This window comes from Alkalidesulfovibrio alkalitolerans DSM 16529, assembly GCF_000422245.1.
Taxonomy (GTDB): domain Bacteria; phylum Desulfobacterota; class Desulfovibrionia; order Desulfovibrionales; family Desulfovibrionaceae; genus Alkalidesulfovibrio; species Alkalidesulfovibrio alkalitolerans.
Window position 1 is genome coordinate 218,539 of sequence record NZ_ATHI01000031.1, and the last position, 25,860, is coordinate 244,398.

The 25,860-nt window shown below is 61.6% G+C and carries 20 protein-coding genes; 19 read left to right on the top strand and 1 reads right to left on the bottom strand.

Annotated features, from left to right (window positions below; all coding sequences use genetic code 11):
* Positions 1–30: 30 nt before the first annotated feature.
* Positions 31–840 carry a phosphoribosylformylglycinamidine synthase subunit PurQ gene (locus DSAT_RS13595; RefSeq protein WP_020888109.1) on the bottom strand — a complete coding sequence of 270 codons (810 nt, stop codon included), beginning with the start codon at positions 838–840 and terminating at the stop codon, positions 31–33.
* A gap of 234 nt (positions 841–1,074) precedes the next feature.
* Here DSAT_RS13595 and pyrG point away from each other — a divergent pair, with 234 nt between their 5' ends.
* The 19 genes from pyrG to DSAT_RS13695 all read left to right on the top strand — a co-directional run bounded on the left by pyrG (position 1,075) and on the right by DSAT_RS13695 (position 25,789).
* Positions 1,075–2,715: a CTP synthase gene (gene pyrG / locus DSAT_RS13600; RefSeq protein ID WP_020888110.1), complete on the top strand. Its 1,641-nt coding sequence runs from the start codon at positions 1,075–1,077 to the stop codon at positions 2,713–2,715.
* Between the two features lie 43 nt (positions 2,716–2,758).
* Positions 2,759–3,556, top strand: coding sequence for a 3-deoxy-8-phosphooctulonate synthase (kdsA, locus tag DSAT_RS13605; RefSeq protein ID WP_040371333.1), 798 nt, complete (start codon positions 2,759–2,761; stop codon positions 3,554–3,556).
* Entirely contained in the window at positions 3,546–4,064 is a 519-nt protein-coding gene (locus DSAT_RS13610) for a KdsC family phosphatase (protein WP_020888112.1), read from the top strand. Before kdsA ends, DSAT_RS13610 begins: the two co-directional genes overlap by 11 nt.
* Complete coding sequence (lptC, locus tag DSAT_RS13615) at positions 4,064–4,648, top strand: LPS export ABC transporter periplasmic protein LptC (protein ID WP_020888113.1); 585 nt, start codon at positions 4,064–4,066, stop codon at positions 4,646–4,648. Before DSAT_RS13610 ends, lptC begins: the two co-directional genes overlap by 1 nt.
* Positions 4,649–4,656: 8 nt before the next feature.
* Positions 4,657–5,274: an LptA/OstA family protein gene (locus tag DSAT_RS13620; RefSeq protein ID WP_020888114.1), complete on the top strand. Its 618-nt coding sequence runs from the start codon at positions 4,657–4,659 to the stop codon at positions 5,272–5,274.
* A 3-nt stretch (positions 5,275–5,277) separates the two neighbouring features.
* Positions 5,278–6,003 (top strand): LPS export ABC transporter ATP-binding protein, encoded by a 726-nt coding sequence (gene lptB / locus DSAT_RS13625; protein WP_020888115.1) that lies wholly within the window; start codon positions 5,278–5,280, stop codon positions 6,001–6,003.
* A gap of 206 nt (positions 6,004–6,209) precedes the next feature.
* Positions 6,210–7,649: an RNA polymerase factor sigma-54 gene (rpoN, locus tag DSAT_RS13630; RefSeq protein ID WP_020888116.1), complete on the top strand. Its 1,440-nt coding sequence runs from the start codon at positions 6,210–6,212 to the stop codon at positions 7,647–7,649.
* A gap of 19 nt (positions 7,650–7,668) precedes the next feature.
* Positions 7,669–8,214, top strand: a complete 546-nt coding sequence (hpf, locus tag DSAT_RS13635; RefSeq protein ID WP_020888117.1) for a ribosome hibernation-promoting factor, HPF/YfiA family — start codon at positions 7,669–7,671, stop codon at positions 8,212–8,214.
* A gap of 116 nt (positions 8,215–8,330) precedes the next feature.
* Complete coding sequence (locus tag DSAT_RS13640) at positions 8,331–8,780, top strand: PTS sugar transporter subunit IIA (RefSeq protein WP_020888118.1); 450 nt, start codon at positions 8,331–8,333, stop codon at positions 8,778–8,780.
* A 73-nt stretch (positions 8,781–8,853) separates the two neighbouring features.
* A complete protein-coding gene (rapZ, locus tag DSAT_RS13645; RefSeq protein WP_020888119.1) occupies positions 8,854–9,738 on the top strand; it encodes an RNase adapter RapZ in 885 nt (294 codons plus the stop codon).
* 20 nt (positions 9,739–9,758) lie between these two features.
* The gene (locus DSAT_RS13650; protein ID WP_020888120.1) at positions 9,759–10,193 is read left to right on the top strand and encodes a PTS sugar transporter subunit IIA; all 435 of its coding nucleotides are present in this window, start codon (positions 9,759–9,761) and stop codon (positions 10,191–10,193) included.
* A 2-nt stretch (positions 10,194–10,195) separates the two neighbouring features.
* On the top strand, positions 10,196–10,657 hold the full coding sequence (locus DSAT_RS13655) for a PTS sugar transporter subunit IIB (RefSeq protein ID WP_020888121.1): 462 nt from the start codon (positions 10,196–10,198) through the stop codon (positions 10,655–10,657).
* Between the two features lie 145 nt (positions 10,658–10,802).
* Positions 10,803–11,360, top strand: a complete 558-nt coding sequence (locus DSAT_RS13660) for a hypothetical protein (protein WP_020888122.1) — start codon at positions 10,803–10,805, stop codon at positions 11,358–11,360.
* Between the two features lie 105 nt (positions 11,361–11,465).
* Entirely contained in the window at positions 11,466–12,266 is an 801-nt protein-coding gene (locus tag DSAT_RS13665) for a hypothetical protein (protein WP_040371281.1), read from the top strand.
* 148 nt (positions 12,267–12,414) lie between these two features.
* A complete protein-coding gene (locus DSAT_RS13675; protein ID WP_161656109.1) occupies positions 12,415–16,275 on the top strand; it encodes a class I adenylate cyclase domain-containing protein in 3,861 nt (1,286 codons plus the stop codon).
* 126 nt (positions 16,276–16,401) lie between these two features.
* Positions 16,402–17,388 carry a chemotaxis protein gene (locus tag DSAT_RS13680; protein WP_020888125.1) on the top strand — a complete coding sequence of 329 codons (987 nt, stop codon included), beginning with the start codon at positions 16,402–16,404 and terminating at the stop codon, positions 17,386–17,388.
* A 4-nt stretch (positions 17,389–17,392) separates the two neighbouring features.
* Positions 17,393–18,277, top strand: a complete 885-nt coding sequence (locus tag DSAT_RS13685) for a biotin--[acetyl-CoA-carboxylase] ligase (protein WP_084712868.1) — start codon at positions 17,393–17,395, stop codon at positions 18,275–18,277.
* 60 nt (positions 18,278–18,337) lie between these two features.
* Positions 18,338–22,051, top strand: coding sequence for a pyruvate carboxylase (locus DSAT_RS13690; RefSeq protein WP_020888127.1), 3,714 nt, complete (start codon positions 18,338–18,340; stop codon positions 22,049–22,051).
* 159 nt (positions 22,052–22,210) lie between these two features.
* On the top strand, positions 22,211–25,789 hold the full coding sequence (locus DSAT_RS13695) for a PEP/pyruvate-binding domain-containing protein (protein WP_020888128.1): 3,579 nt from the start codon (positions 22,211–22,213) through the stop codon (positions 25,787–25,789).
* Positions 25,790–25,860: the final 71 nt, after the last annotated feature.

Below are 25,860 nucleotides of genomic sequence, written 5' to 3' on the forward strand. Positions count from 1 at the left end.
GTGCACCGGGATGCCGGATGATTCGGCCAATCAGCCGTCCTTCAGGAAGCGCACCCCGCCCTCTATCAGGCTCACGCCGAGCGGATCGCTCGCGCCGCGCGTCCAGTTGGGATGGTTGGTGGGGTGGTTGAAGGCCTCGGGGTGGGGCATGAGCCCAAGGATGCGGCCCGAGGGATCGGTCAGCCCGGCGATGCCGTGGGGCGAGCCGTTGGGATTGAAGGGATATTCCTCGGTGGGCAGACCCGTTTCGGGGTGCACGTAGGACAGGGCGTGCAGGTTCGCGCCCATCGCGGCGCGCATGGCCGCGTCGTCCTCGAAGACGAGCTTGCCCTCGCCGTGGCGCACGGGCAGGTACAGGCGGTCGAGCCCCTTGGTGAAGACGCACGGGCTCTTCTGGTTGGCGGCAAGCCACACCCAACGGTCCTCGAAGCGGGCCGAGTCGTTGTTGGAGAGCGATGCCGTGCGCTGGAAATAGTCGCCGCCGATCGCGGGCAGCAGCCCGAGCTTGACCAGCAATTGGAAGCCGTTGCAGATGCCGAGGATCAGCCCGCCGTCGTCGAAGAAGCTTTTCAGGTCCTCGACCAGGGGCCTGCCCTCGGCGTCGGCCATGTAGCGCCAGCGAAGCGCGGCCGCCTGGGCCGCGCCCAGGTCGTCGCCGTCCAGGAATCCGCCGGGAAAGATCAGGAGGTTGTAGTCCGCCAGCTTCACGCGGCCCGCGCGCAGGTCGGAGAAGAAGACCACGTCCGCGCGGTCGGCCCCGGCGAGGCGCGCCGCGTGCGCGGATTCCTTGTGGCAGTTGGTGCCGTGACCGGTGATGACGAGGGTGTTGACCGCTTGCAAGGCGCGACTCCTGTGTCCTGGGGATATCTTTGGGGGAGACTCCCCGAATCATGACATATTCTGTCCGGGCGCACCATAAGGCCAGGTGGAAACGGCGTCAACCAAGGCTTGCCGGACATGTTGCGGTTTGGTGGAAAAAGCCCTTTTCAAGGCCATTTTTGCCGCATACAATCCGGCGGGTTGGGCGTTCGATCCAGTCATCAATTTCGCGTCAGGAAAGTCATGAGGAGTTGCATGAAGACCAAGTTCATTTTCATCACCGGCGGCGTGCTGTCGTCCCTGGGCAAAGGCCTCGCCGCGGCCTCCATCGCCGCGTTGCTCAAGGCCAGGGGCCTCAAATGCACCATCCAGAAGCTCGACCCCTACATCAACGTCGATCCCGGCACGATGAACCCGTTCCAGCATGGCGAGGTTTACGTCACCGAGGACGGGGCCGAGACCGATCTCGATCTGGGGCATTACGAGCGCTATATTGACGTCTTCATGACCCAGAAGAACAATTTTACCTCCGGTTCCATTTACAACCGGGTCATCCAGAAGGAGCGCCGCGGCGACTACCTGGGCGGCACGGTCCAGGTCATCCCGCACATCACCGACGAAATCAAGCGGGCCATCCTTTCCGTGGTCACGGACGAGGACGTGGCCCTCATCGAGATCGGCGGCACCGTGGGCGACATCGAGGGCCAGCCGTTCCTGGAGGCCATCCGCCAGATGCGCGGCGACCTGGGCAAGGAAAACTGCCTCTACATCCACCTGACGCTCGTGCCCTACATCAGCGCGGCAGGCGAGTTGAAGACCAAGCCCACGCAGCATAGCGTCAAGGAACTGCGCAGCATCGGCATTCAGCCCGACATCATCCTGTGCCGGTCCGAGAGGGAACTCGACGCGGACATCAAGGCCAAGATCGCGCTCTTTTGCAACGTGGACCGCGACGCGGTCTTCTCGGCCGTTGACGTGGATTCCATCTACAAAGTGCCGCTCAAATTCTACCACGAGGGCGTGGACCAGAAGATCGCCATCATGCTCAGGCTGCCTGCCAAGAACGCCGATCTCGCGCCCTGGGAGCAACTCGTGCACCGCATGGAGCACCCCAAGGCCGAGATCACCATCGGCATCGTGGGCAAATACGTGGACCTCAAGGAGGCCTACAAGAGCCTGCACGAGGCGCTGATCCACGGCGGCGTGGCCAACGAGGTCAAGGTCAACCTCGAGTACGTCAATTCCGAGGAGCTGGACCGTTCCAACGTGGCCAAGCGCCTGAAGAATGTGGACGGCGTGCTCGTCCCGGGCGGATTCGGTGCGCGAGGCATTCCGGGCAAAATCGAGGCCATCCGGCACGCGCGCGAAAACAAGATTCCCTTCTTTGGCATCTGTCTTGGCATGCAGTGCGCCTGCATCGAGGCCGCGCGCCACGTCCTTTCGATCGACCGGGCCGATTCCGAGGAGTTCGATAACGACACCCCCGACCCGATCATCTACCTGATGACCGAGTGGTTCGATTTTCGCAGTCAGTGCGTGGAGAAGCGCGACAAGAACTCCGACCTGGGCGGCACCATGCGCCTGGGGAGCTACCCGTGCGTCGTGGCCAAAGACACCAAGGCCTTCGAGGCCTACGGCGAGGAGTCCATCCACGAACGCCACCGCCATCGCTACGAATTCAACCAGAAATATCGCGCGGACATGGAGAAGCACGGCTACGTCTTCTCCGGAACGTCGCCCAACGGTGAACTCGTGGAGATCGTCGAACTCAAGGACCACCCCTGGTTCCTGGGTTGCCAGTTCCACCCCGAGTTCAAGTCGCGTCCCATGCGGGCGCACCCGCTGTTCCGCGAGTTCATCAAGGCCGCTTTCGGGTTCATGAAAGGCCGGAAATAGGCGGGGGCGCGTCGTGACGGTCTCTCCCGCCGCGCCAGGCGACCTGTACGAGAAAAGCCGCAAGGCGATGTTCCTCATCGCCGGGCCGTGCGCCCTGGAGAGTCGCTCCCTGGCGCTCGAAGTCGCGGCCGCCGTGGCCGAGGTCGCCGGACGCCTGGGGATCACGGCCATCTTCAAAAGCTCCTTCGACAAGGCCAACCGGACCTCCATCACGAGCTTTCGGGGACCCGGCCTGACGACGGGGCTTTCCTGGCTGGCCGAGGCGCGCGAGGCGACCGGCCTGCCGATCGTCACGGACATCCACCTGCCCGAGCAGGCCGCACCTGTGGCCGAGGTGGCGGACGTGCTCCAAATTCCGGCTTTTTTGTGCCGCCAGACCGATCTTCTGGTGGCCGCCGCAGCCACCGGGAAGGTGGTCAACGTCAAGAAGGGCCAGTTCCTTGCCCCCTGGGACATGAAGAACGTGGTCTCCAAGCTCGCCGAGGCGGGAGGCAGGCGGGTCTGGCTGACCGAGCGCGGCGCGAGCTTTGGCTACAACAATCTGGTGGTCGATTTCAGGTCCGTGCCGATCATGAAGTCCTTGGGCCACCCCGTGGTCTTCGACGCCACGCATTCGGTGCAGTTGCCGGGCGGGCAGGGAGGCGCCTCGGGCGGCCAGCGCGAGTTCGTGCCGACCCTGGCCAGGGCGGCCGTGGCTGCGGGCGTGGACGGGCTCTTCCTGGAAGTTCACCCCGATCCGGACAAGGCGCTGTGCGACGGCCCCAACTCCTGGCCGCTGGCCCGGCTCGAGCCCCTTTTGCGCGAACTTCTCGCCCTGCGGAGCGTGCCCCGTGCCGACTGAAAAAGCCCGCGACATCCGCCTGCTCGTGCTGGACGTGGACGGAGTGTTGACCGACGGCGGCCTTTATTACGACGCCGATGGACGGATCATGAAGCGCTTCCACGTTCAGGACGGCCTGGGCATCAAGCTGGCGCAACGCATGGGGCTAGAGGTCGCGGTCATCACCGGTCTGGATCATGCGGCCGTAGCCTCGCGGGTCCGCGAACTCGGCATTGCCGAATACCACGCCGGACACGTCGAAAAGCGTTCCCTCATCATGGATATGGCCACGCGCAAATCGCTTGAGCTTTCCCAGATCGCCTATCTGGGCGACGACTGGGTCGACGCCACGGCCATGCGTGTCGTGGGCCTGCCCATGGCCGTGTCCAACGCCCAACCCGAGATACTGGCGCTCGCGGCTTGGGTTTCGTCTCGCTCGGGTGGGTATGGAGCCGCACGCGAGGCCATCGCTTTCATCCTCGATGCCCAAGGCAAGTATGCGGAGTGCTGGCGGGCCTGGAGCGACTGATGGGCAGAAAATTCTCCCTGGCGCTGCTTTTGCTTGCGCTGCTTGCGGGCGCGGGTCTTTGGGGCTGGCAGTTCTTCAAGGACGACATCGATCTGGCCCGCGATCTCATCGGACAACTTCCCAAAGATCTGAACGTTGACGTCTCGGCGAAGGGCATTACCCTGTCGCAAGGCGAAGCCGGGGCGCTGCTGTGGGAGCTTGTCTCCGAGTCTGCCGGATACGATTCAAAGAAAGGAACGGTATTGCTGACGAACCCCGTCATTTCTTATTATGCGGACGGGCCCACGCCCATGTTGGTCATCCGGGCGCCGCAGGGCGAGGTGGACCAGGCCGCCAACACCATGGTCTTGACGCCGCACGTGATCGCCACGTACGGGCAGGTCACGGTCACCGGAAACAGACTGGACTATCTCGGCGCCGAACGGCGCATCGTCATCACCGGAGACGCCATTGTGGACCGGGGAGACATGGTCATGCATGCCCCGCGTCTGGAGATCGACCTCGTGACGCAGGACATGACCGCTCCCGAGGGCGTTCGGGTAACGACCTCGCGCGATTCATTCGCTCCTGGCACGGGACAATAGAGGCAACAATGCGTAATCATATCATGGATATGCTGTGGATGGTCATGGTGGCCTTGGCCGTCGTCTTCGGCGCGCCGCTTTCCGCCTCTGCTCAGGCGGCGGCCGCCTCCGAGAGCGTCCCTACGCGCATCACAGCGGACAAACTGACCTACAGTCAGGAGCGCGACACGGTCATCTTCGAGGGGCAGGTGCACGTGGTGCGCGGCGAGATGCAGATATGGTCCGACAAACTGACCGGCTACCTGACGCCCAAGGACGGAGCCAAGGAGGGCACGGGGCCTTCTCTTGCCGCCGAGGACGCCGAGATCCGCACCGTGGTCGCCGTGGGCAACGTACGCATGCTGCATCAAGGCCGGGAAGGCTTTAGCGGCAAGGCGACCTTCGTGGTTGCCGACGGTGTGCTGACCATGGAGGACAACCCGGTCATCGTGGATGGCCCCAACCGCGTTGTGGGCGAGGTGATCCGCTTCTATTCAAAGACCAACCGAAGCGAAGTGCTCGGCGGCAAGAAGCGCGTCGAGGCTGTATTCTTCACCACTGGCGATGAGTTTGCGCCTGCCCGGCCGACTCCGCAGGGACAGAACGCAACCAGCCCGTCCCCTGGTTCCGCACCGAAGGCCGACTGACGCATGTCCAGCAGACTTGAAGGCAGGGAACTGCGTAAGGTCTACGGCCAGCGGGAAGTCGTCAAGGGCGTCTCGCTTTCCCTGGGCCAGAACGAGGTCTTCGGCATCCTGGGGCCCAACGGGGCGGGCAAAACCACGACTTTCTACATGTTGCTCGGCGTGGTCAAGCCGACCTCTGGGCACGTCTTTCTCGACGATCGCGAATTGACCCGCTGGCCGCTGCATCTGCGGGCCAGGGAGGGGCTTTCCTACCTGCCCCAGGAAAGCTCGATCTTCAAAAAGCTCACCGTGCGCCAAAATATGGAGATCATCCTGGAACATACGGATCTCTCGCGCAAGGAGCAGCGCATGCGCTGCGACGCCCTGCTCGACGAGTTGGGCATTCGCCGTTTGGAAAAATCACGAGCCGTGCATCTTTCCGGTGGTGAACGCCGCCGCCTGGAGATCGCTCGGGCTCTCATCCGCAGCCCCAAGTTCATCCTCCTCGACGAGCCTTTCGCCGGCATCGATCCGCTGGCCGTGGACGACATCAAGGAGATCATCCGGGGACTGAAGGACAAGGGCATTGGCATTCTCATCTCGGACCACAACGTGCGCGAGACGCTTTCCATCTGCGATCGCGCGTCCATCGTCTTCGATGGCACGATCATTCTTACGGGCACTCCGCAGGAAATCGCCGCCAATCCCCGCGCTCGGCAGGTTTATCTGGGTGAGGAGTTCTGCCTTTAATGGAATTTTCGTGCCAACTTTGAAAAAACCTTGCCACACAAGCCTTGAGCCGTTGCAAGGGCAGGACGAGTGTGGCATGTTGTCCATAAGAATCAGCCGGGCGACAAGGACTCGCAGGTACGATTTGCGGCTCAAAAAATTCCGGACTCCCGGCCGCATCCCTGTGAAGGGCTGAAGAGTCCTCGCGCATCGGCACAAAGGCATACATGGCGCTCGAACTCAGACAGCAGCTCAAATTATCGCAGCAGCTGGTCATGACCCCCCAGTTGCAGCAGGCCATCAAGCTCCTGCAGCTTTCCCGCCTGGAATTGGTGGAGACGGTGAATCAGGAATTGATGGAGAATCCTTTCCTTGAGGAAGGATTCGACGAGCCTGAGCCGAATCTGGATTCCGAGGGCCGCGAGCCAGTTGCGCAAAATGATGTCGTGCGGGAGATGCCCGGCGATGAGAACGCGTTGCGCCGCGAGGCGGACTGGGACAACTATCTGGGCGACTTCGCCAGCGCCTCGCGCCAATCCCAGGTGCGTGAATACGAGGCGCTCGAAGAGGGTCAGGGCTTCGAGGCCCGGCTCACGGGCAAGCACTCGCTTGATGGCCATCTCGCCTGGCAAATCCGTCTCTCCGATTTTACCGAGCAGGAGATGGAGATCGCCGAACACATCCTGGGCAATCTCGATTCCTCCGGCTATCTGGCCTCCCCTGTGGAGGAGATTGCAGAGATCACGCAGTCCGGCGTCGAGGATGTCGAGCGCGTGCTCAAACGCGTGCAGCGCTTCGACCCCCTGGGAGTGGCCGCCCGCGATCCTCGCGAGTGTCTGCTCGTGCAGGTCGAGGCTCTCGGCTACGACGATCCCGTCCTTGTCTCCCTTATTTCGGAACACCTCGAAGACCTAGAAAAGAAACGCTATAAGCCGCTGGCCCGGAAGTTCAAGCTGACGCTCGAAGAGTTGAAGGAGTATCTGGACATCATCCAGACGCTCGACCCCATGCCTGGATCGAGCTTTGGCACCAGCGAGCCTGTCTATGTCTCCCCGGATGCCTACGTGTACAAGTTCGAGGACGAGTTCGTCATCCTCCTGAACGAGGAAGGGCTGCCCCGGTTGCAGCTCAACTCCATGTACATGGACTGCCTGCAAGGGGCGAAGTGCAAGGAAAAGGATTACTTCCAGGAAAAGATGCGCTCGGCCGTGTGGCTCATGAAGAGCCTCTACCAGCGTCAGCGCACCCTGTTCAAGGTTCTGGAGAGTATCGTCAAGTTCCAACGGGATTTTTTCGAGGAGGGGGTTAAACATCTCAAGCCTTTGATCCTCAAGGACGTGGCCGACGACATCGGCATGCATGAATCCACGGTCAGCCGTATCACCACCAACAAATATGTGGCCACGCCGCACGGAACCTTCGAACTCAAGTTTTTCTTCAACTCCGCCCTCACGCTCGATGACGGGTCGGAGGTGGGCTCCGAAAGCGTCAAGGCGTTGATAAAACAACTCATCGGCGAGGAAGACTCCCACCAGCCGCTGTCCGACGAAAAAATCGTGGACATCCTGAAGGACAAGCTCCAGGTCAACATAGCCCGCCGGACAGTGGCCAAGTACCGCACCGCGCTGAACATTCCGTCTTCGAGCAAGCGCAAAGAGATTTTTTAATTCCAGCAAGGAGCGTCATATGAACATTGCATTCAATTTCAAGAATTTCGATCCCTCCGAGCACCTCAAGGACTACGCCGCCAAGCGCTTCGAGAAGCTTTCCAAATATCTTTCCAACACCGAGGATTCCGAGGTGCAGGTCAACCTTTCCGTGGAAAAGATCCGGCAGGTGGCCGAAGTCACGGTTTCCGATGACAACCTCCACCTGTCGGCCAACGAATCCTCCGAGGACATGTATTCGACCATCGACATGGTGCTGGACAAGGTTTTGGCCCAGTTGAAACGCATCCGCGAAAAGCAGAAGAACAAACGCGGCGGCAAGGCCGAAACCAGGGCCGTGCGCATGGACGTCATCAGCTTCACGGGCGAGGGCGACGCCAGAACCAAGAGCATCGTGGGAACCGACCATTTCGACCCCAAGCCCATGGATGTCGAGGAGGCGGCCATGCAACTCGAAAGCCTGGACTACGAGTTCTTGGTCTTCCTGAACGCGGAGACGGAGCGGCTGAACGTCATCTACCGCCGCAACGACCGTGAATTCGGGCTGATCGATCCCGGCTTCTAAGTCGGCGGGCGAATCGGGGAAACTCGCCGACGGCGGCGCGGGCAGGGAAGCGGTCCCGCCCGCGCCGCGGCGCGAACGACGGCTGTCGCCGCAACACGAGGAATTCGACGCACGTCATGAAACTTGGAGACTATCTCGCGCCAACGTCCGTTCTCGCGGAACTGGAGGCAACCACCAAGGCGGAAGTTCTCGCCGAAATGGTTGCGCCGCTCGCAACAGAACACCCGGAACTTGATCCCGAAACAGCCGCGCGCGTGCTCATGGAGCGCGAGCGCCTGGGCACCACGGGCATCGGCGACGGTATCGCCATCCCGCACGGCAAGCTTCCCGGCCTCGGAGACATTCTTCTCGCGGTCGGCCGCAGTGTCAAAGGCGTATCCTTCGACGCGCTGGACAACGAGCCATGCCGCATTTTCTTTATGGTGCTCGCGCCGGTCGATGCCGCCGGGCAGCATTTGCGCCTTTTGGCGCATATCTCGCGTCTGCTGAAAAGCCAGGATTTTCGCGCCGCGCTCCTGGCCGCGCCGGATCAAGGCGCGTTGTGGAGACTTCTCGCGGACGCCTGAGGCAACCTGCGGGAAATCTCTGGCCCATCTCCGGCGGGCGGGAACTGTCCGTTCGCCCAAACAGGAGAACGCCATGCACGTCGACCAGCATTTTTCCGTCGTAGTCCTGACCGGTCTTTCCGGAGCGGGAAAAAGCACGGCGTTGCGCGTCTTCGAGGATATGGGCTTCTTTTGCGTGGACGGCTTGCCTGCCGCTATGATTCCCAAATTGGCCTCCCTGTATCGCGGACAGAGTGATGCCCGCTTCAAGGGGCTGGCCCTGGGCATGGACATCCGCCAGCACGATTTTCTCAAAGACTGGGAGATGGCCCTCGCCGAACTCGCCGGGGAGCGGATCGGGGTGCAGGTGCTGTTCTTCGAGGCCGACCAGTCCGAACTCCTGCGCCGCTATCATGAGACCAGACGCCCGCACCCCATGGAATGCGAGGATCTGGGCCTGGAACAGGCTTTGGAGGAGGAACGCCGCCTGCTCGAACCGCTTCGGGCCTCGGCCTCGCTCGTCGTTGACACGACCCAGTATTCCATCCATGATCTTCGTCGTACGCTTCAGGAAAAATGGTCCTTTCTGCGGCAGGGACAGGCCGGGCTACGCACGCACATCATCTCCTTCGGCTTCAAGCACGCGGCCCCAAAGGAAGCGGACCTCATGTTCGATCTGCGCTTCCTGCCTAACCCGCATTTCGAGCCGTCCCTGAAGCCTCTGACTGGCAAGGAGCCGGACGTGGCGGCGTATGTCTTGGAAAACCCCATCGGCCGAGAGTTTCTGGAGCGCTTTTTGGGGTTCATGGGCTACCTCGTTCCGTTGTATGCCGTCGAGGGCAGGTATCGGCTGACCATAGCCATCGGCTGCACGGGCGGCCGACATCGTTCGGTGGCCGTGGCCGAAAGGCTGTTTGCATACCTCAAAGAGAAAGGGTATGCGGTGACCCTTGAACACCGCCACATAGACCGGGTGTAAATACCCAAGGCGCGATCCGGATGGTCAAGACCGAGTCTTCTCCGCAGACAGGGGTGCTTGTCGTCACCCATGCCGATTACGGCAAGGCTTTGCTCGACGCAGCTTGGTTCATCATGGGCAAGCAGCCGAGCGTCGCGAGCATCGGCGTTGACGCGACCTCCGAGGTCGAGGCCACGGTCGCGGCCATCAGGCAGCGGCTCAAGGAACTCGACACGGGCGGCGGCGTTTTGATCCTTACCGATATGTTCGGCGGCACACCGACCAACCTTTCGTTGTCGCTCCTGTCCACCGGGACGTTGGAAGTAATCACCGGCGTCAACCTCCCCATGCTTCTCAAAGTGTTGCAAAACAGGGACAAGCGGCCGCAGGAACTGGCCACTTTGGCCAAAAACGCCGGAATGCAGGGCATCGTCGTGGCGGGCGAGGTGCTGCGCAAGAAAATCGCCGCGAGTTGAGCATGTTCTGGGTTCGCATCGACAATCGTCTCGTGCACGGTCAGGTCATCGAGGCTTGGCTGCCGTTCACCGGCGCGGAGACGCTCGTCGTGGCCAACGACGAATTGGCCGCCGACCTGTTGCGCCAGGAAATCATGGGTCTGGCCATCCCGCAGGACATCTCAGTGCTCTTTACTACCATCGACGAGCTTCCCGGATTGATCGCCCAGATGGGGGGGCAGCCCAATTCCCTGATCCTCTTTGCGACCTGCGCCGATGCTCGTAGAGCCTTCGACGCGGGGCTCAGGTTCTCCGTCGTCAATATCGGCAACCTTCACTACGCCCCCGGCAAAAAACAAGTCTGCTCCCATGTTGCCGTCAGCCTGGATGACGAACGATGTCTCGGCTATCTTGCGGCCCACAAGGTGGTCCTCGACTACCGGTGCGTCCCGAGCGACACTGTGCAGGTAAAGAACCGATGGTGACGGCGCACTCTCCCGAGGCCCTCTGGTTCCTCGTCACGGCTTTTTTTTTGTCCTCTTTTCAATCTTCCGCTTCGGCCTGATCGTAGGTTTTCTCGAACGTCCGCTAGTCATCGGCCTTGTCTGGGCCGTGCTTGGCGTTGATCCCATGACGGCCGTGGGGCTGGCCGTATTCTTCGAACTGCTGTGGCTCGACCTTTTTCCAGCGGGCACCTACATCCCGCCCCATCTGCCCGCCGCGACCTGCGCAGCCTTCGGTATTGTTGCGGCTTTCGATCTGTCCTCGCCAGAAGCAGTGGCTCCGGTTTTACTTTTGTGCATGCCGCTCGGCCCGCTCGGCGCAAAGCTCGAAAGTCGATTGCGAGCCTTGAACGACCGCCATTTCGACAGCCTTGCGCGAGCCTCGAACTCGATCAGCGCGCGGTTCGTTCCGGTGCGCGTTTTATGGCGGTCGCTCGCCGTCACGCTTTCGATCATGCTTGCGGCTTTCTGCGTCGCTTTGGGTATCCTTTTCGCCGTAATTCCCGACGTTCTGCTTTTGTGGAATGGGCTTTCGCTTGGCAGGGGAATCGGCTGGCCTTTGCTGTGGCTCGCGGGCTCCGTCGGCGGCATCTTGGCGCTTCGGTGGAAGCGGGCATACGGCCTGCTGGCGGCGGCTGCAGTCCTGCTGGCGTTGAACGGGGCATTCGTCTCGGTTGCGCTTTAGGCGTGATGCGACAAATTCCGAGCCCTGGTGCGTCCGCCCCGGGGGCATGCTGTTTTTCATCCCAGCCGATTGATTGTTGCGCGGCCCATGGCTACAACGCTTTGCATGATATCCAACTTCGACGATTACGCCGACGGACTGCGCAATGAAGTCGTGAGCGAAATGGCGGAACGTTTTTTTGGCGTCCGCCGGGAACTCGAAGATGACATTGAACATTGGCAACGGTTGGTCGAAGAACTTCGTCCGTGTCTGTCCCGATTGTGCGAGCGTGCCGCGTGCCTGCACTTTCTGCTTTTCGACGATGCGGGTGTCGCAGGGTTCTACGCCAGCCTCGGCGTTTCTCCCCACCCTTACGAGGAGTTGGCGTCCCGGGCTCAAGCCGCCTGCATCGCCGCAATGAGCGTTCCGTTCGGGTTCCGTCTCTCATCCCGCTACATGCGTCTTGTAGAAACGTCCTATGACGCCTTCCAAAAGGAACTGGACGCGTATCTGAACGGGGTGTGGAGCGACGATTTGGAACGGCCGGAGCGCAAGCGCGTGTCGGCGCATCTTTGGCAGATCAAGGAACTTGCAGAAGACATTAACAGACGGGTGGTCGAGGTGAATGCCGAGACTACGCCTAGTTGCGCCTTGCGCTACGTTCGCAGCCTCGATCCAGCCGAGGTAGAGCGGCGTGAACTGACAGGCGCGACGCTCACCGACGAGCGTTGCGGTCTCGATGTCAGCCTTGCCTTTGCCCGCGTCGATTTCAAAGCTCTTGATTTTCCGGAGCCTCAGTGGCTTCCGCCCTTTTCCATGGCCGCAGGAGGCCTCGCAAGGTATGTAAGGCGCTTGGCTGAAGCACACGCCTCGGAGGTGCGCGACCTCTTTGCCGCCATCCGTAGGGCGGCCCGGAAGAGAAACTGATGGGGGCCTTCGGGGTGGGAGCTTTCTACGCACTTTGCGTCTTTTGTGGCTCCCCGTCCAAACGTCCGCACAACACCCTGCGCCTGTTACGAGTCGCCGAATGAGCCCTGAAACGACACTCGTCGCCGAAGTTTCGGTCTCAGAGGCGTTGCGCCTCGCCGCCGCTCTGCGGGAGCGGCTGCTGCCCGGACGGGAAAGCGGTCTTGGTGGGAGCGTATGGACTGAATTGTTGGAGGTTTTCGCACGAGTCGACGCTAACCGGACGGAGGTGCGCCGCGCCGCCGCCGAGGTCGTGACGGTTCTCGCGCAACCAGGGGCATGTGCCCGTGATGCGGGCACGCTTCGCGAATGCCTCAGACTCCTGCTCGGGTTGGGCGGGCATGGGCCGCAGGTCGCACTCCGCCTTCTGGATGAAATGCCGCTTCCGTTGGCGCAGATGATTGTGCTGATGGATTCGCTTTCGCCGCGAGAGCGCTTGCATCTGGCCAACGCCCTGTGCCTGGGCGTTCAATCCGTCGATGCGGGACTGGCGGAGCATGCCCACGTCCTGATGGCATCCCTGGATTTGCCGGTCGTCGATGTCACCGATTTCCTGGCTGATCTGCAAAATCGTGGGGCCGAACTGGCTTGGCCGATCAAAGAACGCTTGCGAAACGGCGAATACGGTCGTTTTCTACGCGAGCGGTTCGCCGCGGATCCGGCACACCTCGAAAATCCAGTCCTGCTCGACGCGGCCGCAGCCCTGGGCGACATGGCCGCCGTAACCCGGCTGGTCGTGACGTCGGCTCCGCCTGCCCGACCCTCGGCGCGTCTTTTGCGGCTTGCCGCGCGCCAAGTCGTGGCGGACGACCCGTGGATAGCCAAGACCATTCTCGCCGGACTGGGGGCTTCGTGCCCCGAGGTAGTGGGGGCCGCGGCGCATGCGCTGGTGGAGATCGGATTCGACAAGTCGGGACAGCTTCTCGGCAGGCTTTTCTCCCGCTCGCGCGACATGCGCCGAGTGTTGGCCCACCGCGCGCTGGTTCTGCCGCGTGGCGCCTTCGAGGAGTTTCTGGCGCAATTCGATGCGGCCGGGGGCAGGAAGATCACCGTTTACCTCTTCTTCTGTCTTGTGCGCCTGGACCCTGATTTTTGTTTGGCCTGCCTCAAACGCAAGGAACTGGGGTTTGCGAGTCTTCTTTCCGACGAGGACGCGCAAGCTGTCGAGAGCTTTATTCTCTCGCAACGCAAGCGCGGCAGGGACGATGAACGACGGATCGAGGGCGCTTTCGTCCCAGGGGCGGAACAGGCATCGATCCCGTCGCGCGGCTTCCTGGCGCGTTTTTTCGGCCGGGAAAGAGCCGATCCGGGCCATGTGCTCGGACGTCAGCGCGGCGTTGATGGGATCGATTTTTCGAGCACTTCACTGAAACTCGGTTCGTTCACGGACCGTACGGTGCGGGACTGCGTCTTCGCCGGGGCGACGCTGGCTTCCGCACGGTTCGAGCGGACAACTTTCGGTGGAGTGGACTTTGCTGGCGCCAAGCTCACGTCATGCACGTTCGTCTCATGCTCTTTCACCGCCTGTTCCCTGCGGGGAGCGGCCCTGCGCGATTGCGTCTTCGTGGATTGCGAGTTCAAGGCAGCGGACCTGAGCGAGGCCCGTCTCGATGGTGTTCGTTTCCGTGGCGCAATGTTTGTGGCTTGCCATTTTGGTGGCGCGGTTCTTTTCGGCTGCACGTTCTCGGAATCGCAATTCCGTCACTGCCATCTGGCCCAGGCGCGGCTCGATCGTACGCGAATTCGGTCGAGCCGCCTGCTGGCATGTTTTCTGCCCGACATGAACTGTCGGGAATGTTCCTTTGCCGGTGTCGAGTTTTCGGAATGCAGCCTCGTGTCTTCGGCATTCGCGGAGTGCTCTTTCACCTGCGTCACGGCGAGACAGACCGCCTTCGCCGGATGCCGGGCCGTTGGTTGCAAGGCGGATTCGGCTCCGTTCATGCGCCTCATGGAGGAGACGCTGTGGCCCCTTCTGGAGGATCTGGACGCGGGACGCGCCGTCGAGGCGCCGACCAAGGCGTTGAAGGAAGGACGAGCTGCGCGGTTCATGGATGCCGTCCTGCGCAGATTCGCCAGGCAGCGATCTCTGCGCGTGGCGGAACTACGCATGGCAGGTGAGAACGATCGCCGTCTTGCCTGGGCGGAGGCTATCATGACGGCGCGTCAGGCGAAATTTTTGCGGTTGCTTCCCGCACTACTGAATGGTCGCGAATACGAAGCCGAGCACGGCCTCCTCGGTGTACCCGCGTGCCGATTGGAGGGGTTCGCCCCCTCTTTCGAGCAGGCGGAAGAGCTTACTGCGCTGACGGATTCCACCCTGCCCAAAGGGAGGGGGGGGAAGATCAACATTGCTGGACTTTACGCCATGGGAAGCCTGGGAACGCTTGCCCAGTCCGTGAAATCGGACCTCGACTGCTGGGTTTGTCTGGACGATGGCAGGGTCGATGCGTTGGCCCTTGACGGTCTGAGAGGCAAGCTTGCGCATTTGGAGGCATGGGCCCGTGACGAGTTCGGCCTGGAAGTACACTTTTTCCTCATGACCCTCGACGACATCCGGGTCAATCGATTCGGCGCGAGCGACGAGGAAAGCTCGGGATCGGCCCAGGCGCTTCTTCTGAAAGACGAATTCTATCGCACATTCCTCAGGCTTGGCGGGGGCGTTCCGGCTTGGTGCCTCATGCCTTCGGGCATTTCGGCCGAGGAGTACGAGCGACTGTTGCCAGAAGTCCTTGCGCATCCGCTGTGCGAACCCAGACGGGTAATCGATCTCGGACCGCTTCTCGAAATTCCGCCCGAGGAATTTTTTGGGGCCTGTCTGTGGCAGATTGTCAAAGCCATCAAAAGTCCCTTTAAATCCATCATGAAGCTCGGTCTGCTCGAACAGTACGCGCGTCAGAACCCCTCGAAGGGCGGCCTCTTGTGCGAGGAAATCAAGGCGAATATCGTGCGCCGGGTTCCTGACCCATGGGCGATAGATCCATCTCTGGCGCTGTATGCCCGCGTTCGCTCGTACTACAAGGACATCGGGGAAACCCAGGCCCTGTACTTACTGCGCGAGGCATTTGCGCAACGCTTCTCCCTCGTCGCGCCCACGCCCTGTTCCTCCCTTGCCCGAAGCGGTGTTCTGGCCGCCATGCGTCAAGTTTTCGGAGACGGGGCCGAGCCCGGAGTACGAAGCGGAAACGAACAATGGAGTCTGGCGCGAAGCTCCAAGATGGGAACGCTCATAGGCGCGTTCATGATCGGGGCCTACGGACGTATCCGTGAAAGGCTCGCGCAGGGCGAGGCGATGGTCGCTTCGCGCATCACCCCGCAGGACATGACGCGCCTTGGCCGCCGCATCATTTGCGCCTTTGCCCGACGCGACCACAAGGTCGAGCGCGCGCCGTTCCTGATGCAAGCCAAGCGCGCATTCAGGGAGATGCACCTTTCCGCGGACAAGGCGCCCGGACGCAAAACCCGCTGGCGAATTAAGGGACGGCCATTTGGAGCGGCCGCTGGCGAGTGGGAAACAGTTCGCGTTTCCGAGGACCCTGTGGCGCTTTTCGCGTTCATCGTGGCCAACGGGTTCTGGTCGGAATCCACTCCGCTGCACGGCGACGCCACTATCGCCCCGTTGGCTATGGAAGAAGTCACCGGACTTCTCAACACGCTGACGGCGTTCTTTGCGCAGGACAGCTTCGAAGTCGATCCGGATGCCTATCTCGGCGAGGAACAGGTGGTGCGCGCTTTCTTCGTACTCAACCTGCTCGCGTCCCGGGACGCCAAAGAATTGCGGGAAGTTTGGAGCATCTGCCTGACGAGTTGGGGTGAATTGTTGTGCATCCATGACACCAAGCCCGACCCGATCATTTTCAAGTCTGCGGCGCACTACCTCACCCGGCGTCACAGGCTGACGCCGCAGCCTTTTGCGGTCCTGGATTCCTTCATTCCCAGGCGTTCACCATGCCCCCGCATCGTTCTTGCCTGAGCGCGCCGTGAGCGGCAGGGCGACGAATTTCGTTCGGCACGCGATTGAGGGTTTTCTTTCCAGGGCTTTTTTGTCAGAAAGAACGGTGCGCCTTGCTGCCAAGAGCAGGGCGAAAGCGGGGGGACGATGAGTCAGTCGAAAATTCTTCTGGAGTCCGGCACCAACGAGCTCGAAATCGTTGAATTCACCATCGACGAAGTCGGACCCGACGGGAAGGAGTATACAGGCCATTACGGCGTCAACGTGGCCAAAGTCCTTGAGATCATCCGCAGGCCCGAGGCCACGGCCATGCCCAACACCACGCATCCATGCGTCCTGGGCGCGTTCAACCTCAGATCGCGCATCATCCCTCTGGTGGACCTTTCGAGCTGGCTCGGCAAACGCGTCAAGGACAGCTCGACCCAGAAGGTCGTGGTCACGGAGTTCAACAACGTGATCAATGCCTTTCTCGTCTCCGAAGTCAATCGCATCCACCGCATCTCCTGGACGCAGGTCGAGCCGCCCGACGCCTATCTGACGCACTACACGGCCTCCAGTATCACGGGCGTGGTCAAGTTCGAGAACCGCATCATCCTCATCCTGGACATGGAGAAGATCATCGCGGACCTGAACCCCAATCTCGCCTTCCAACTCGACAAATCCGAGGAGGCGCGAGAAGGGGAGAAACGGGAACGGGCCGTGCGAGTCTTGATCGCCGACGATTCCTCGATGATTCGCGGAACCCTTTCGCGCGGGCTGCTTAAGGTCGGATTCGAGGTTGAGCAGAGCATCAACGGCAAGGAGGCCTGGGACAGGCTCCTTGAGATCAAGGCGCAGGCCGAGGGCGAAGGCAGGCCGATCAGCGATCTGCTGAACATCGTGGTCTCGGACATCGAGATGCCGATTATGGACGGTCACAACCTGTGCAAGCGTATCAAGGACGACCCGGTGCTCGGCAAACTCCCCGTGATCTTGTTTTCCTCGCTCATCACGGACCGTCTGCGCCACAAGGGAGAGGCAGTAGGGGCGGACGACCAGATATCCAAGCCGGAAATCACCACCTTGTCCCGCCGCATCAAGGCTTTGCTGCGGGAACGACAGGGGTTCGACTTCCCGGCCGAGGCCCGGGTCTGAGGATATGTCGGGATCGTTCGAGACAGCGCTCCATTCCATAACCATCGCATCGCCCGCCACGCCCACGGGGTTGGCCGCTCTGCATCCATCATGGGCGCGGGACGTGGACGACCTCGGACCATGGCACGAAGTCCCGGAAGGATTCGAAACGGGCATGCAGGCGTCTGCCGGGCCGGTCATCGTGCTGGATTCGTGCGCCTCGACCATGGATGCAGCCTTCGAGATGGCGTTGGCCGACCGTTTGTCGCCGTGGGCGAGCGTTGTGGCGGCGCGCCAGGAGCAAGGCAGGGGGCAGCTTCGTCGGGGCTGGGTTTCGACGCCCGGCAATCTGCACGTCACGCTCCGGCTTCCCGAATTTTCCGCTGCGTTCGCCGCCTTGTGCCCTCTCCTGCTTGGTTACGCCGCGAGCGTCGCGCTCGAACCGCTCGGAGTGGACACGCTGGTCAAGTGGCCAAACGATCTTTTGACCAGCGGCGGAAAGGTGGGCGGCCTCCTCGTGGAGGAGCGCCGCGGAATATTGCTGGTCGGAATGGGCCTGAATCTCTCCCATGCTCCCCTGGTGGGCGAATTGCGTCGGGATCACGCCCTGGCTGCGGGGGTGTTGCGTCTCGACCCGCCACGGGGACCGCTTTGCACCTGGCTCGTCATGGGGAGTGGCATGCGACGGACCCTGAACGGGACGCTTGCGGGAAGTCCGCGTGATTTCCTCACGCGTCTGCTCAGGCCCCGTTTGGCCTTTCTTGGCCGCCGGGTCAGGGTGGTGGACGGTTCCACCCAGGTGGAAGGGGTTTTCGAGGGATTGGACGAGGACGGAAGCCTGCGCATCGACCGGTCCGGCCGGGAAGGCGGGATGGTCAGGCTTTACTCGGGCAGTATTTATCCGTTATAATGTTGAATTCATGACAAGGGCGGCAGGGTCGCCAAAATCTGTTTTTCTTTAAGGACGCATATGGCCGAGAAGACGTATGATCAGGTAGTCGCGGAGATCAAAGGAAAGTCCATTCTTGTCGCCAACCGGGGTATTCCGGCCCGACGCATCGTGCGAACCATCCGCGAGATGGCGCAGGGCGTGGCCATCATGACCGCCACGGATCTCGACAAGGCCTCGCCCACCACGGCCGCAGCCCGTGAGTTGCTTCTATTGGGCCCCGATCCCCGCGCGTATCTGGACATCGACCTGATCGTCAAGAAGGCAGCCCAACGAGGAATCATCGCCATCCACCCTGGATGGGGCTTTGCGGCCGAAGACGACTCGTTCCCCAAGAAATGTGCCGACAAGGGTATCATTTTCATCGGCCCCACGGCCGAGGCAATGCGCCTTCTGGGCAACAAGGTCGAGGTCCGCAATCTCGCCATGCGTTGCGGCGTGCCCGTGGTGCCGGGCTCCGAGGGATCGGTGACCGTCGAAGAGGCGCGCAGGCTTGCCCATCAGATCGGCTTTCCGATCATGCTCAAGGCCGAGGGCGGCGGCGGCGGCCGTGGTATCTACGAAGTCTTCAACGACGAACAGCTCGAATCGTCGTTCGTCAAGGCTTCAGCCCTGGCGCAGGCGTCCTTCGGTAACCCCCGGCTCTTCGTCGAAAAGCTCCTGACCTCTGTCCGGCATATCGAGATCCAGGTCATCGCGGACAAGCACGGCAACGTCTTTTGCTTTGACGAGCGCGACTGCACCGTGCAGCGCAACCACCAGAAGCTGGTGGAGATCACCCCCTCCCCCTGGAAGGGCATGACTCCCGAGTTGCGCGCTCGGCTCAAGGAATATTCTGAGCGCCTCGTGCGCGAGGTCGGCTACCATTCCTTGTGCACCGTTGAATTCCTTGTGGACGCCTCCGGAGCGCCATACCTCATCGAGGTCAATACGCGGCTGCAGGTCGAACATGGCATCACCGAGTGCCGCTACGGCGTCGATCTCGTCGAGGAACAGATCGCCGTGGCCTTCGGCGCCAAGCTGCGTTTCAATGAACGCAACACCAAGCCACGCCAGTGGGCCATTCAGGTGCGCATCAACTGTGAGGACCCGCGCAAGAATTTCTCCCCCAACTCGGGCCTCATCACGCGCTACGTGTCCCCGGGCGGGCAGGGCATCCGCCTGGATTCGTGCATTTCTATGGGATATGAATTCCCGTCCAACTATGATTCCGCGGCGGCGCTGCTCATCGCTTACGGCCGTAGCTGGGGCAAGGTCTGCGCCACCTTGGAACGGGGTCTTCGCGAGTACATCATCGGTGGACTCAAGACGACCATCCCCTTCCATCTGCAGATCGTGAAGCATCCGCGCTTCATCTCCGCCGACTTCGACACCAATTTCGTGCGCAAGCACCCGGAACTGTACGATTATACCGACGTCGAGCCGGAAGAGCTCAGGATTTCGCGCCTCGTGGCCGAGATTTCGGCCAAGGGATACAATCCCTACGTGCAACTCGGTGAATACCGGGGAGTGGAAGACAAGCGGCTTGGGCGTTTCGAGCCTGTGTGCCCGCCGCTCGACCTCTCGGCCACGGACATCCCCTATCCGCGCGGCGACCGTCAGGCCATCCTGGACAAGGTCCGCGACACAAGGGCCGAGGGCGTCGTCCATTTTTCGGACACCACGACGCGCGATATCACTCAGTCCAACTCGGGCAACCGCTTCCGTCTCGGCGAGGACAGGCTCATCGGACCCTACCTGGACCTGTGCAACTTCTTCTCCCTGGAGAACGGCGGCGGCGCGCACTTCCACGTGGCCATGCTGGCCAACATGACCTATCCTTTCTCCGAGGCGCACGAGTGGAACGTGTTCGCGCCCCGGACCCTGAAGCAGATTCTCATCCGCTCGACCAACGTGCTCGGCTATAAGCCGCAGCCCAGGAACCTTATGCGGCGCACCGGCGAGATGATCTGCGAGGAATACGACGTCATCCGCTGTTTCGACTTCCTCAACCACACCGAGAACATGCTGCCCTTCGCCGAGGTGGCACTCTCCAAGGAGAACAAGGGCAACATCTGGCAACCCGCCATTTCCCTCTCCTGGGCCAAGGGCTTCACAGTCGAGCATTACTTGGGCGTGGCGGACGAACTCGTGCGCATGTCGGCCAAGGCGGCAGGCGTGACGCCCAAGAAGGTCCAGAAAATGATCATCCTTGGGCTTAAGGACATGGCCGGTGTCTGCCCTCCCGCGTTCCTGCGCGAGTTGATCTCGGGGCTGCGTAAGAAGTTCCCCGATCTCGTGCTGCACTATCATCGCCACTGCACGGACGGCCTCTTCGTCCCCGCGGTGGGCGCTGCGGTGCAGGCGGGCGCGCATATCACCGACGTGGCCATGGGCGCGGCGGTACGCTGGTACGGCCAGGGCGAGGTGCTTTCCACGGCCGCCTACATCGAGCAGGAGTTCGGGCTGACCAACATCCTGAACAAAAACGTCCTGCGCGACTGCAACTTCGTGCTTAAGCAGATCATGCCCTACTACGACCGCTACACCGCTCCCTACTTCCAGGGTATCGACTACGACGTGGTCGAGCACGGCATGCCCGGCGGCGCGACCTCATCTTCCCAGGAAGGGGCCATGAAGCAGGGGTACATCCATCTGCTGCCCTACATGCTCAAGTTCTTGGCCGGAACGCGCAAAATCGTGCGCTACCATGACGTCACGCCCGGCTCCCAGATCACCTGGAACACGGCGTTTCTGGCTGTGACCGGGGCCTTCAAGCGCGGTGGCGAGCGCGCCGTGCGCCTGCTGCTTGAAGTTTTGGAGGCTGTAACCACCAAGCCAGAGGGCAAGCTGACCCCGGCGGAACGCGAGGACAGGCTGACGCTGTATGCCGACTCCAACGACGCCTTTCGCCAACTGCTGCTCGGCCGGTACGGTCGCCTGCCCCTCGGCTGGCCGCCGGATTGGGTCTACGAGAGCGCCTTCGGCGCCGAATACCGCGAGGCCATCGCCACTCGTACCACGGATTCTCCGCTCGACTCCCTGCCCGACGTGGACATCGAGGCCGAAGAAGAGACGCTGACCAAGCGGCTCGAACGTCGTCCGACGCCCGAGGAACTGTTGATGTACCTCAACCATCCTGGCGACGCGCTGAAGACCATTGATTTCCGCAGTCATTTCGGCGACCCCAACAACGTTCCGCTCGACGTTTGGTTCGAGGGGCTCGAGTCCGGTCGCGAGATGACCTTCACCGACAGTTCTGGCAAACCACATGTGATGTCCATCATCGACATGTCCCCCGTGGACGTGCGGGGCGTGCGTGTCGTGCGCTACGTTCTGGACTCGGAGAACCTTTCGTGCGACGTGCGCGTGGCCGAGGCCAAGGCGGGGCACAAGGTCAGCCTTGAGATGGCCGACCCGGACAACCCCTATCATGTGGCTGCTCCCTCTTCCGGCGACCTATGGGTCATGCACGTTTCGCCCGGCGATTTCGTCAAAAAGGGTGAGGAGCTTTTGAACATTTCCATTATGAAACAAGAGAAGTCCGTGCATGCGCCCATGGATGCCATGGTCAAGCGTGTGCTCAAGGACGCCAACTATCAGGAAGACAAGCGCATGGTCCCCGTCAAGGAGGGCGAACTGCTGATCGAGCTTGGGCCCGTCACGGAAACGTGTCCGGCCTGCGCCAAGCCCATCGCGGAGAGCGACTTCGCTTTTTGCCCGCGGTGCGGCGCGGCGCTTGGGGCCGACAACTAGGTGGCTCACGATTGACGGAGCGCCATGGCACAGGATAGACGGTAAACTGTTCCGTTTGCCGGTCCTGTCGGACGCCCCTTAGGTTTTCGCCGGGGAGCGAAGGGATTTTTCTCCCTCGCTCCCCATCAGCCGGGAATATCGCTGCCCAAGGAGTGGAGAATGGCTAAAGCCAGCACAACGTCCGAGCCTTCCAAATCCAAGAAGGCCGAGAAGCAGTCTGCCGAGGATCTGAAGCAAAAGCTGGTGCTCACCGGCGCGGACATCGTCGCCATTGGCGAGGAGTCCGAACTGCTCGTGGGAGGCAAGAACTACAACACGGCCATCATCAGCCAGGTGTCCGGCATCCGGGCTCCCCAGTTCAGGGCCATTTCCGCCCTGGCGTTCCACAAGGTCCTGGACGAGACGCGGGTCAACGCCTCGCATATCCGCTCCCTGGTCGATCATGAATACAACAGCACCGACTGGACGGACGCGGAGATCAACAAGGACCCCGAATATCTGAAGCACTTCGTGCGGACCGTGGCCAAGAAGGCCAAGACCGACGATTCCGTCAAGAAGGGTTCATCGATCCGTCTGCGCACCTTCGTCAACAACGTGGTCGAGGGCTTCGCGACCTCCCCTGAGGGCATCGACCAGTTGCGCAGGCGTTCCATTCTGGTCCAGGTGGCCATCCTTTCCGTCGATCTGCCCGAGGAAGTGGCCCAGGCCGTGCGCGAGGCCTACGCTTCGATCTGCAAGGAGGCGGCTCTCGAGGACGTTCCCGTGGCCGTGCGCTCCTCCGCGGCCGGCGAGGATTCCCGCAAAAAGGCCTTTGCCGGACTGCAGGACACCTATCTGAACATCGTTGGGGAGAAGATGTGCGTCGAGGCCTACCACTGGGACTGCGCCTCGGCCTACAACCTTCGTTCGATGACGTACCGCCGCGAGGCCATCCTTGACGCCGTGGGCAAAGCCGAGGAGACCGGCGACGACTCCATCGCCGAGTTGGCCAAGAAAGAGTGGGCCATCGAGAACACCTCACTCTCGGTCTGTGTGATGCGGATGATCAATCCGGTCATTTCCGGCACCGCATTCTCGGCCGACACGGCCACGGGTTGCCGGGGCACCGACCGCAAGGAACTCGTCTCCATCGACGCCTCCTACGGCCTTGGCGAGGCCGTGGTGGGCGGCATGGTCACGCCCGACAAATTCTACGTCTGGCAGCGTGACGACGGGGCCGAGGTCGTCATCCGCTTCATGGGCTACAAGGACAAGAAAATCGTCTACAGCCCGGGAGGCGGAACCGAGGTCGCCAAGGTCGACGATGACGAGGCCTACCGCTGGTCGCTTTCCCTGGCCCAGGCCGAGGAGGTCGCCAAGGGAGTGCGCGCCATCTCCAAGGCCTACGGCGGCATGATCATGGACACCGAGTTCTGTCTTGACGCCTCGTCGCGGTTGTGGTTCGTGCAGGCTAGGCCGGAAACGCGCTGGAACGAGGAGTTCGAGGACCACCCGCACACCATCTTCATGCGTCGTCTCGAAGTCGAATCCAAGGCCGCCAAGCGGGCCGAGGTCGTGCTCGAAGGCAACGGCGCCTCGCGCGGTGCGGGAGCGGGCACGGTCAAGTTCCTGCGCAGCGCCCTGGAACTGAACAAGATCAACAAGGGCGACATCCTGGCCGCCGAGCGCACCGACCCGGACATGGTGCCGGGCATGCGTATCGCCGGCGCCATCATGGCCGACGTGGGCGGCGACACCTCGCACGCGGCCATCACCTCACGCGAACTCGGTATTCCGGCGGTCATCGGCATCCAGCGCTTGGAGATGCTGCGTTCACTGGACGGGCAGGAAGTCACGGTGGACGGCTCGCGCGGCAAGGTTTTCCGGGGCAAACTACCGTTGGTCGAGGTCGGTGGCGAACTCGACGTCTCCAAACTCCCCGCCACCAAGACCAAGGTCGGTCTGATTCTGGCCGACGTGGGCCAAGCCTTGTTCCTTTCGCGGCTGCGCGAAGTTCCCGATTTCGAGGTCGGCCTTTTGCGCGCTGAATTCATGCTCGGCAACATAGGCATCCACCCCATGGCGCTCGAGGCGTTCGACAACGGGACTCTCGAACATGTGGTGCGCAAGAAGCTGAAACAGCTTGACGCCCAATTGACCAAGGTGCTCAAGGAGCAGTTGCACGCGGGCATCATTTCCTTTTCCCTGAAACTCCGCAACTACGTGGGCCTGATCACCGGCTTGACCGACGAGATGGAAGCCTTGGCCGAATCCGAGGGCGCACGGGGGACCGACGAGATACTGGCCATCCACCGAAAGCTGCGCGAGCTCGACCGCAAACTCGACGAGCACGTGGCAATGGCCACCAACCACCTCGACGTACTCAAGACGTCCGTGGATCTTGAAACGCACGTGGCCGTGATTATGGGGTACGACGAGCTTCTCGCGCCCGAGCCCGCGGATCAGGAGGCCATGGCTCGCCGCCTGGAGACCAAGGCCCGCGCCGACGAGATCGTGCAACGCATCAAGGGGCTGCCCATGGTGCGTGAGACTATTGAACGCATCACTGAACTGCGCAAGGACGTCGCCGTGAAGATCGGCTTGGCCGGCGACATGGAAGAGATTCGCACGCTTGAGGAGCGCATTCGCAAGCTCTTGATCTCCAAGGGGTTCCGCACCGGTCGCGAATACTACATCCAGATCCTCTCGCAGTCTTTGGCCGTCTTCGCCATGGCTTTCTACGGCAAACCCATCATCTACCGCACCACGGACTTCAAGTCGAACGAGTACAAGAACCTCGTCGGCGGGTCGCTTTTCGAGCACCACGAGGACAACCCCATGCTCGGCTATCGGGGCGTGTCGCGCAACATTCACGACTGGGAACTCGACGCCTTCAAGCTCGCGCGCGGGATCTTCGGCGGCAAGAACCTCCAGATCATGTTGCCTTTCGTGCGCACACTTGAGGAAGCACGCAGCATGAAGCGTTATCTCGAGCTCGTGCACAAGCTCAAGAGCGGACAGGACGGGCTGAAAGTCATCCTCATGTCCGAGATTCCTTCCAACGCCATCCTGGCCAAGGAGTTTCTCTCCGAGTTCGACGGCTTCTCCATCGGCTCCAACGACATGACCCAGATGGTTCTGGCCACGGACCGTGATAACGCGAGCCTCAAGCACATCTATGACGAGGAAGATCCGGCGGTCGTCTGGGCCATCCTGGTGACCATCTTCACGGGTCAGAAGATGGGCAAGAAGGTGGGCTTCTGCGGCCAGGGCGTGTCCAACTCGGAGATCCTGCGCGGCCTGGTGTGCGTGGCGGGAATCGTTTCGGCTTCCGTGGTTCCCGATACCTACCAGCAGACCAAGATCGACATGGCGGCCGTTGAGGCCGAGAACATCCCGCTCTCCGAGCTCGGCGCTTGGCTCAAGAACAAGCACTTCGAGCGCCTGAAGAAGATCATGAACGACCACAACTACGGACACTTCCTGAAGAAATACCGCACTCCAGAGGACCTGCGCGAATGGTATGATGGTGAATTGACCCGTCTGGCCGAGCAGCTTCGCGAGAATCTGGAGACCAGCAAGGAATCGTTCTACCGCCAGGAGATGCTCTCCTTCCGGAACAGCTTCCACAAGCCGGTGATCTACGCTTCCTGGGACTGGGAGCAGACCGTGGCCGACGCTCTGCACCACGCCGGTTTTGCTAGCTACGAAGAGCAAGCCAATGCGCTGGAGACGCAGCGCAAGCGCAGCGACTGGTAGCTGGCGCATCATACTTACGAAGACCGCGGGGCGGCTCCTTTCGGGGTCGCCCCGTTTTTTTTCGTTGTGGA

What these genes read in the sequence shown, in the direction of transcription:
- lptB (WP_020888115.1), top strand. Translation starts at nt 5,278, where the DNA reads ATGTCCAGCAGACTTGAAGGCAGGGAACTGCGTAAGGTCTACGGCCAG.
- DSAT_RS13655 (WP_020888121.1), top strand. Translation starts at nt 10,196, where the DNA reads ATGTTCTGGGTTCGCATCGACAATCGTCTCGTGCACGGTCAGGTCATC.
- DSAT_RS13680 (WP_020888125.1), top strand. Translation starts at nt 16,402, where the DNA reads ATGAGTCAGTCGAAAATTCTTCTGGAGTCCGGCACCAACGAGCTCGAA.
- DSAT_RS13695 (WP_020888128.1), top strand. Translation starts at nt 22,211, where the DNA reads ATGGCTAAAGCCAGCACAACGTCCGAGCCTTCCAAATCCAAGAAGGCC.
- hpf (WP_020888117.1), top strand. Translation starts at nt 7,669, where the DNA reads ATGAACATTGCATTCAATTTCAAGAATTTCGATCCCTCCGAGCACCTC.
- lptC (WP_020888113.1), top strand. Translation starts at nt 4,064, where the DNA reads ATGGGCAGAAAATTCTCCCTGGCGCTGCTTTTGCTTGCGCTGCTTGCG.
- DSAT_RS13690 (WP_020888127.1), top strand. Translation starts at nt 18,338, where the DNA reads ATGGCCGAGAAGACGTATGATCAGGTAGTCGCGGAGATCAAAGGAAAG.
- DSAT_RS13620 (WP_020888114.1), top strand. Translation starts at nt 4,657, where the DNA reads ATGCGTAATCATATCATGGATATGCTGTGGATGGTCATGGTGGCCTTG.
- rapZ (WP_020888119.1), top strand. Translation starts at nt 8,854, where the DNA reads ATGCACGTCGACCAGCATTTTTCCGTCGTAGTCCTGACCGGTCTTTCC.
- DSAT_RS13665 (WP_040371281.1), top strand. Translation starts at nt 11,466, where the DNA reads ATGATATCCAACTTCGACGATTACGCCGACGGACTGCGCAATGAAGTC.
- DSAT_RS13650 (WP_020888120.1), top strand. Translation starts at nt 9,759, where the DNA reads ATGGTCAAGACCGAGTCTTCTCCGCAGACAGGGGTGCTTGTCGTCACC.
- pyrG (WP_020888110.1), top strand. Translation starts at nt 1,075, where the DNA reads ATGAAGACCAAGTTCATTTTCATCACCGGCGGCGTGCTGTCGTCCCTG.
- DSAT_RS13640 (WP_020888118.1), top strand. Translation starts at nt 8,331, where the DNA reads ATGAAACTTGGAGACTATCTCGCGCCAACGTCCGTTCTCGCGGAACTG.
- DSAT_RS13685 (WP_084712868.1), top strand. Translation starts at nt 17,393, where the DNA reads ATGTCGGGATCGTTCGAGACAGCGCTCCATTCCATAACCATCGCATCG.
- DSAT_RS13660 (WP_020888122.1), top strand. Translation starts at nt 10,803, where the DNA reads ATGACGGCCGTGGGGCTGGCCGTATTCTTCGAACTGCTGTGGCTCGAC.
- rpoN (WP_020888116.1), top strand. Translation starts at nt 6,210, where the DNA reads ATGGCGCTCGAACTCAGACAGCAGCTCAAATTATCGCAGCAGCTGGTC.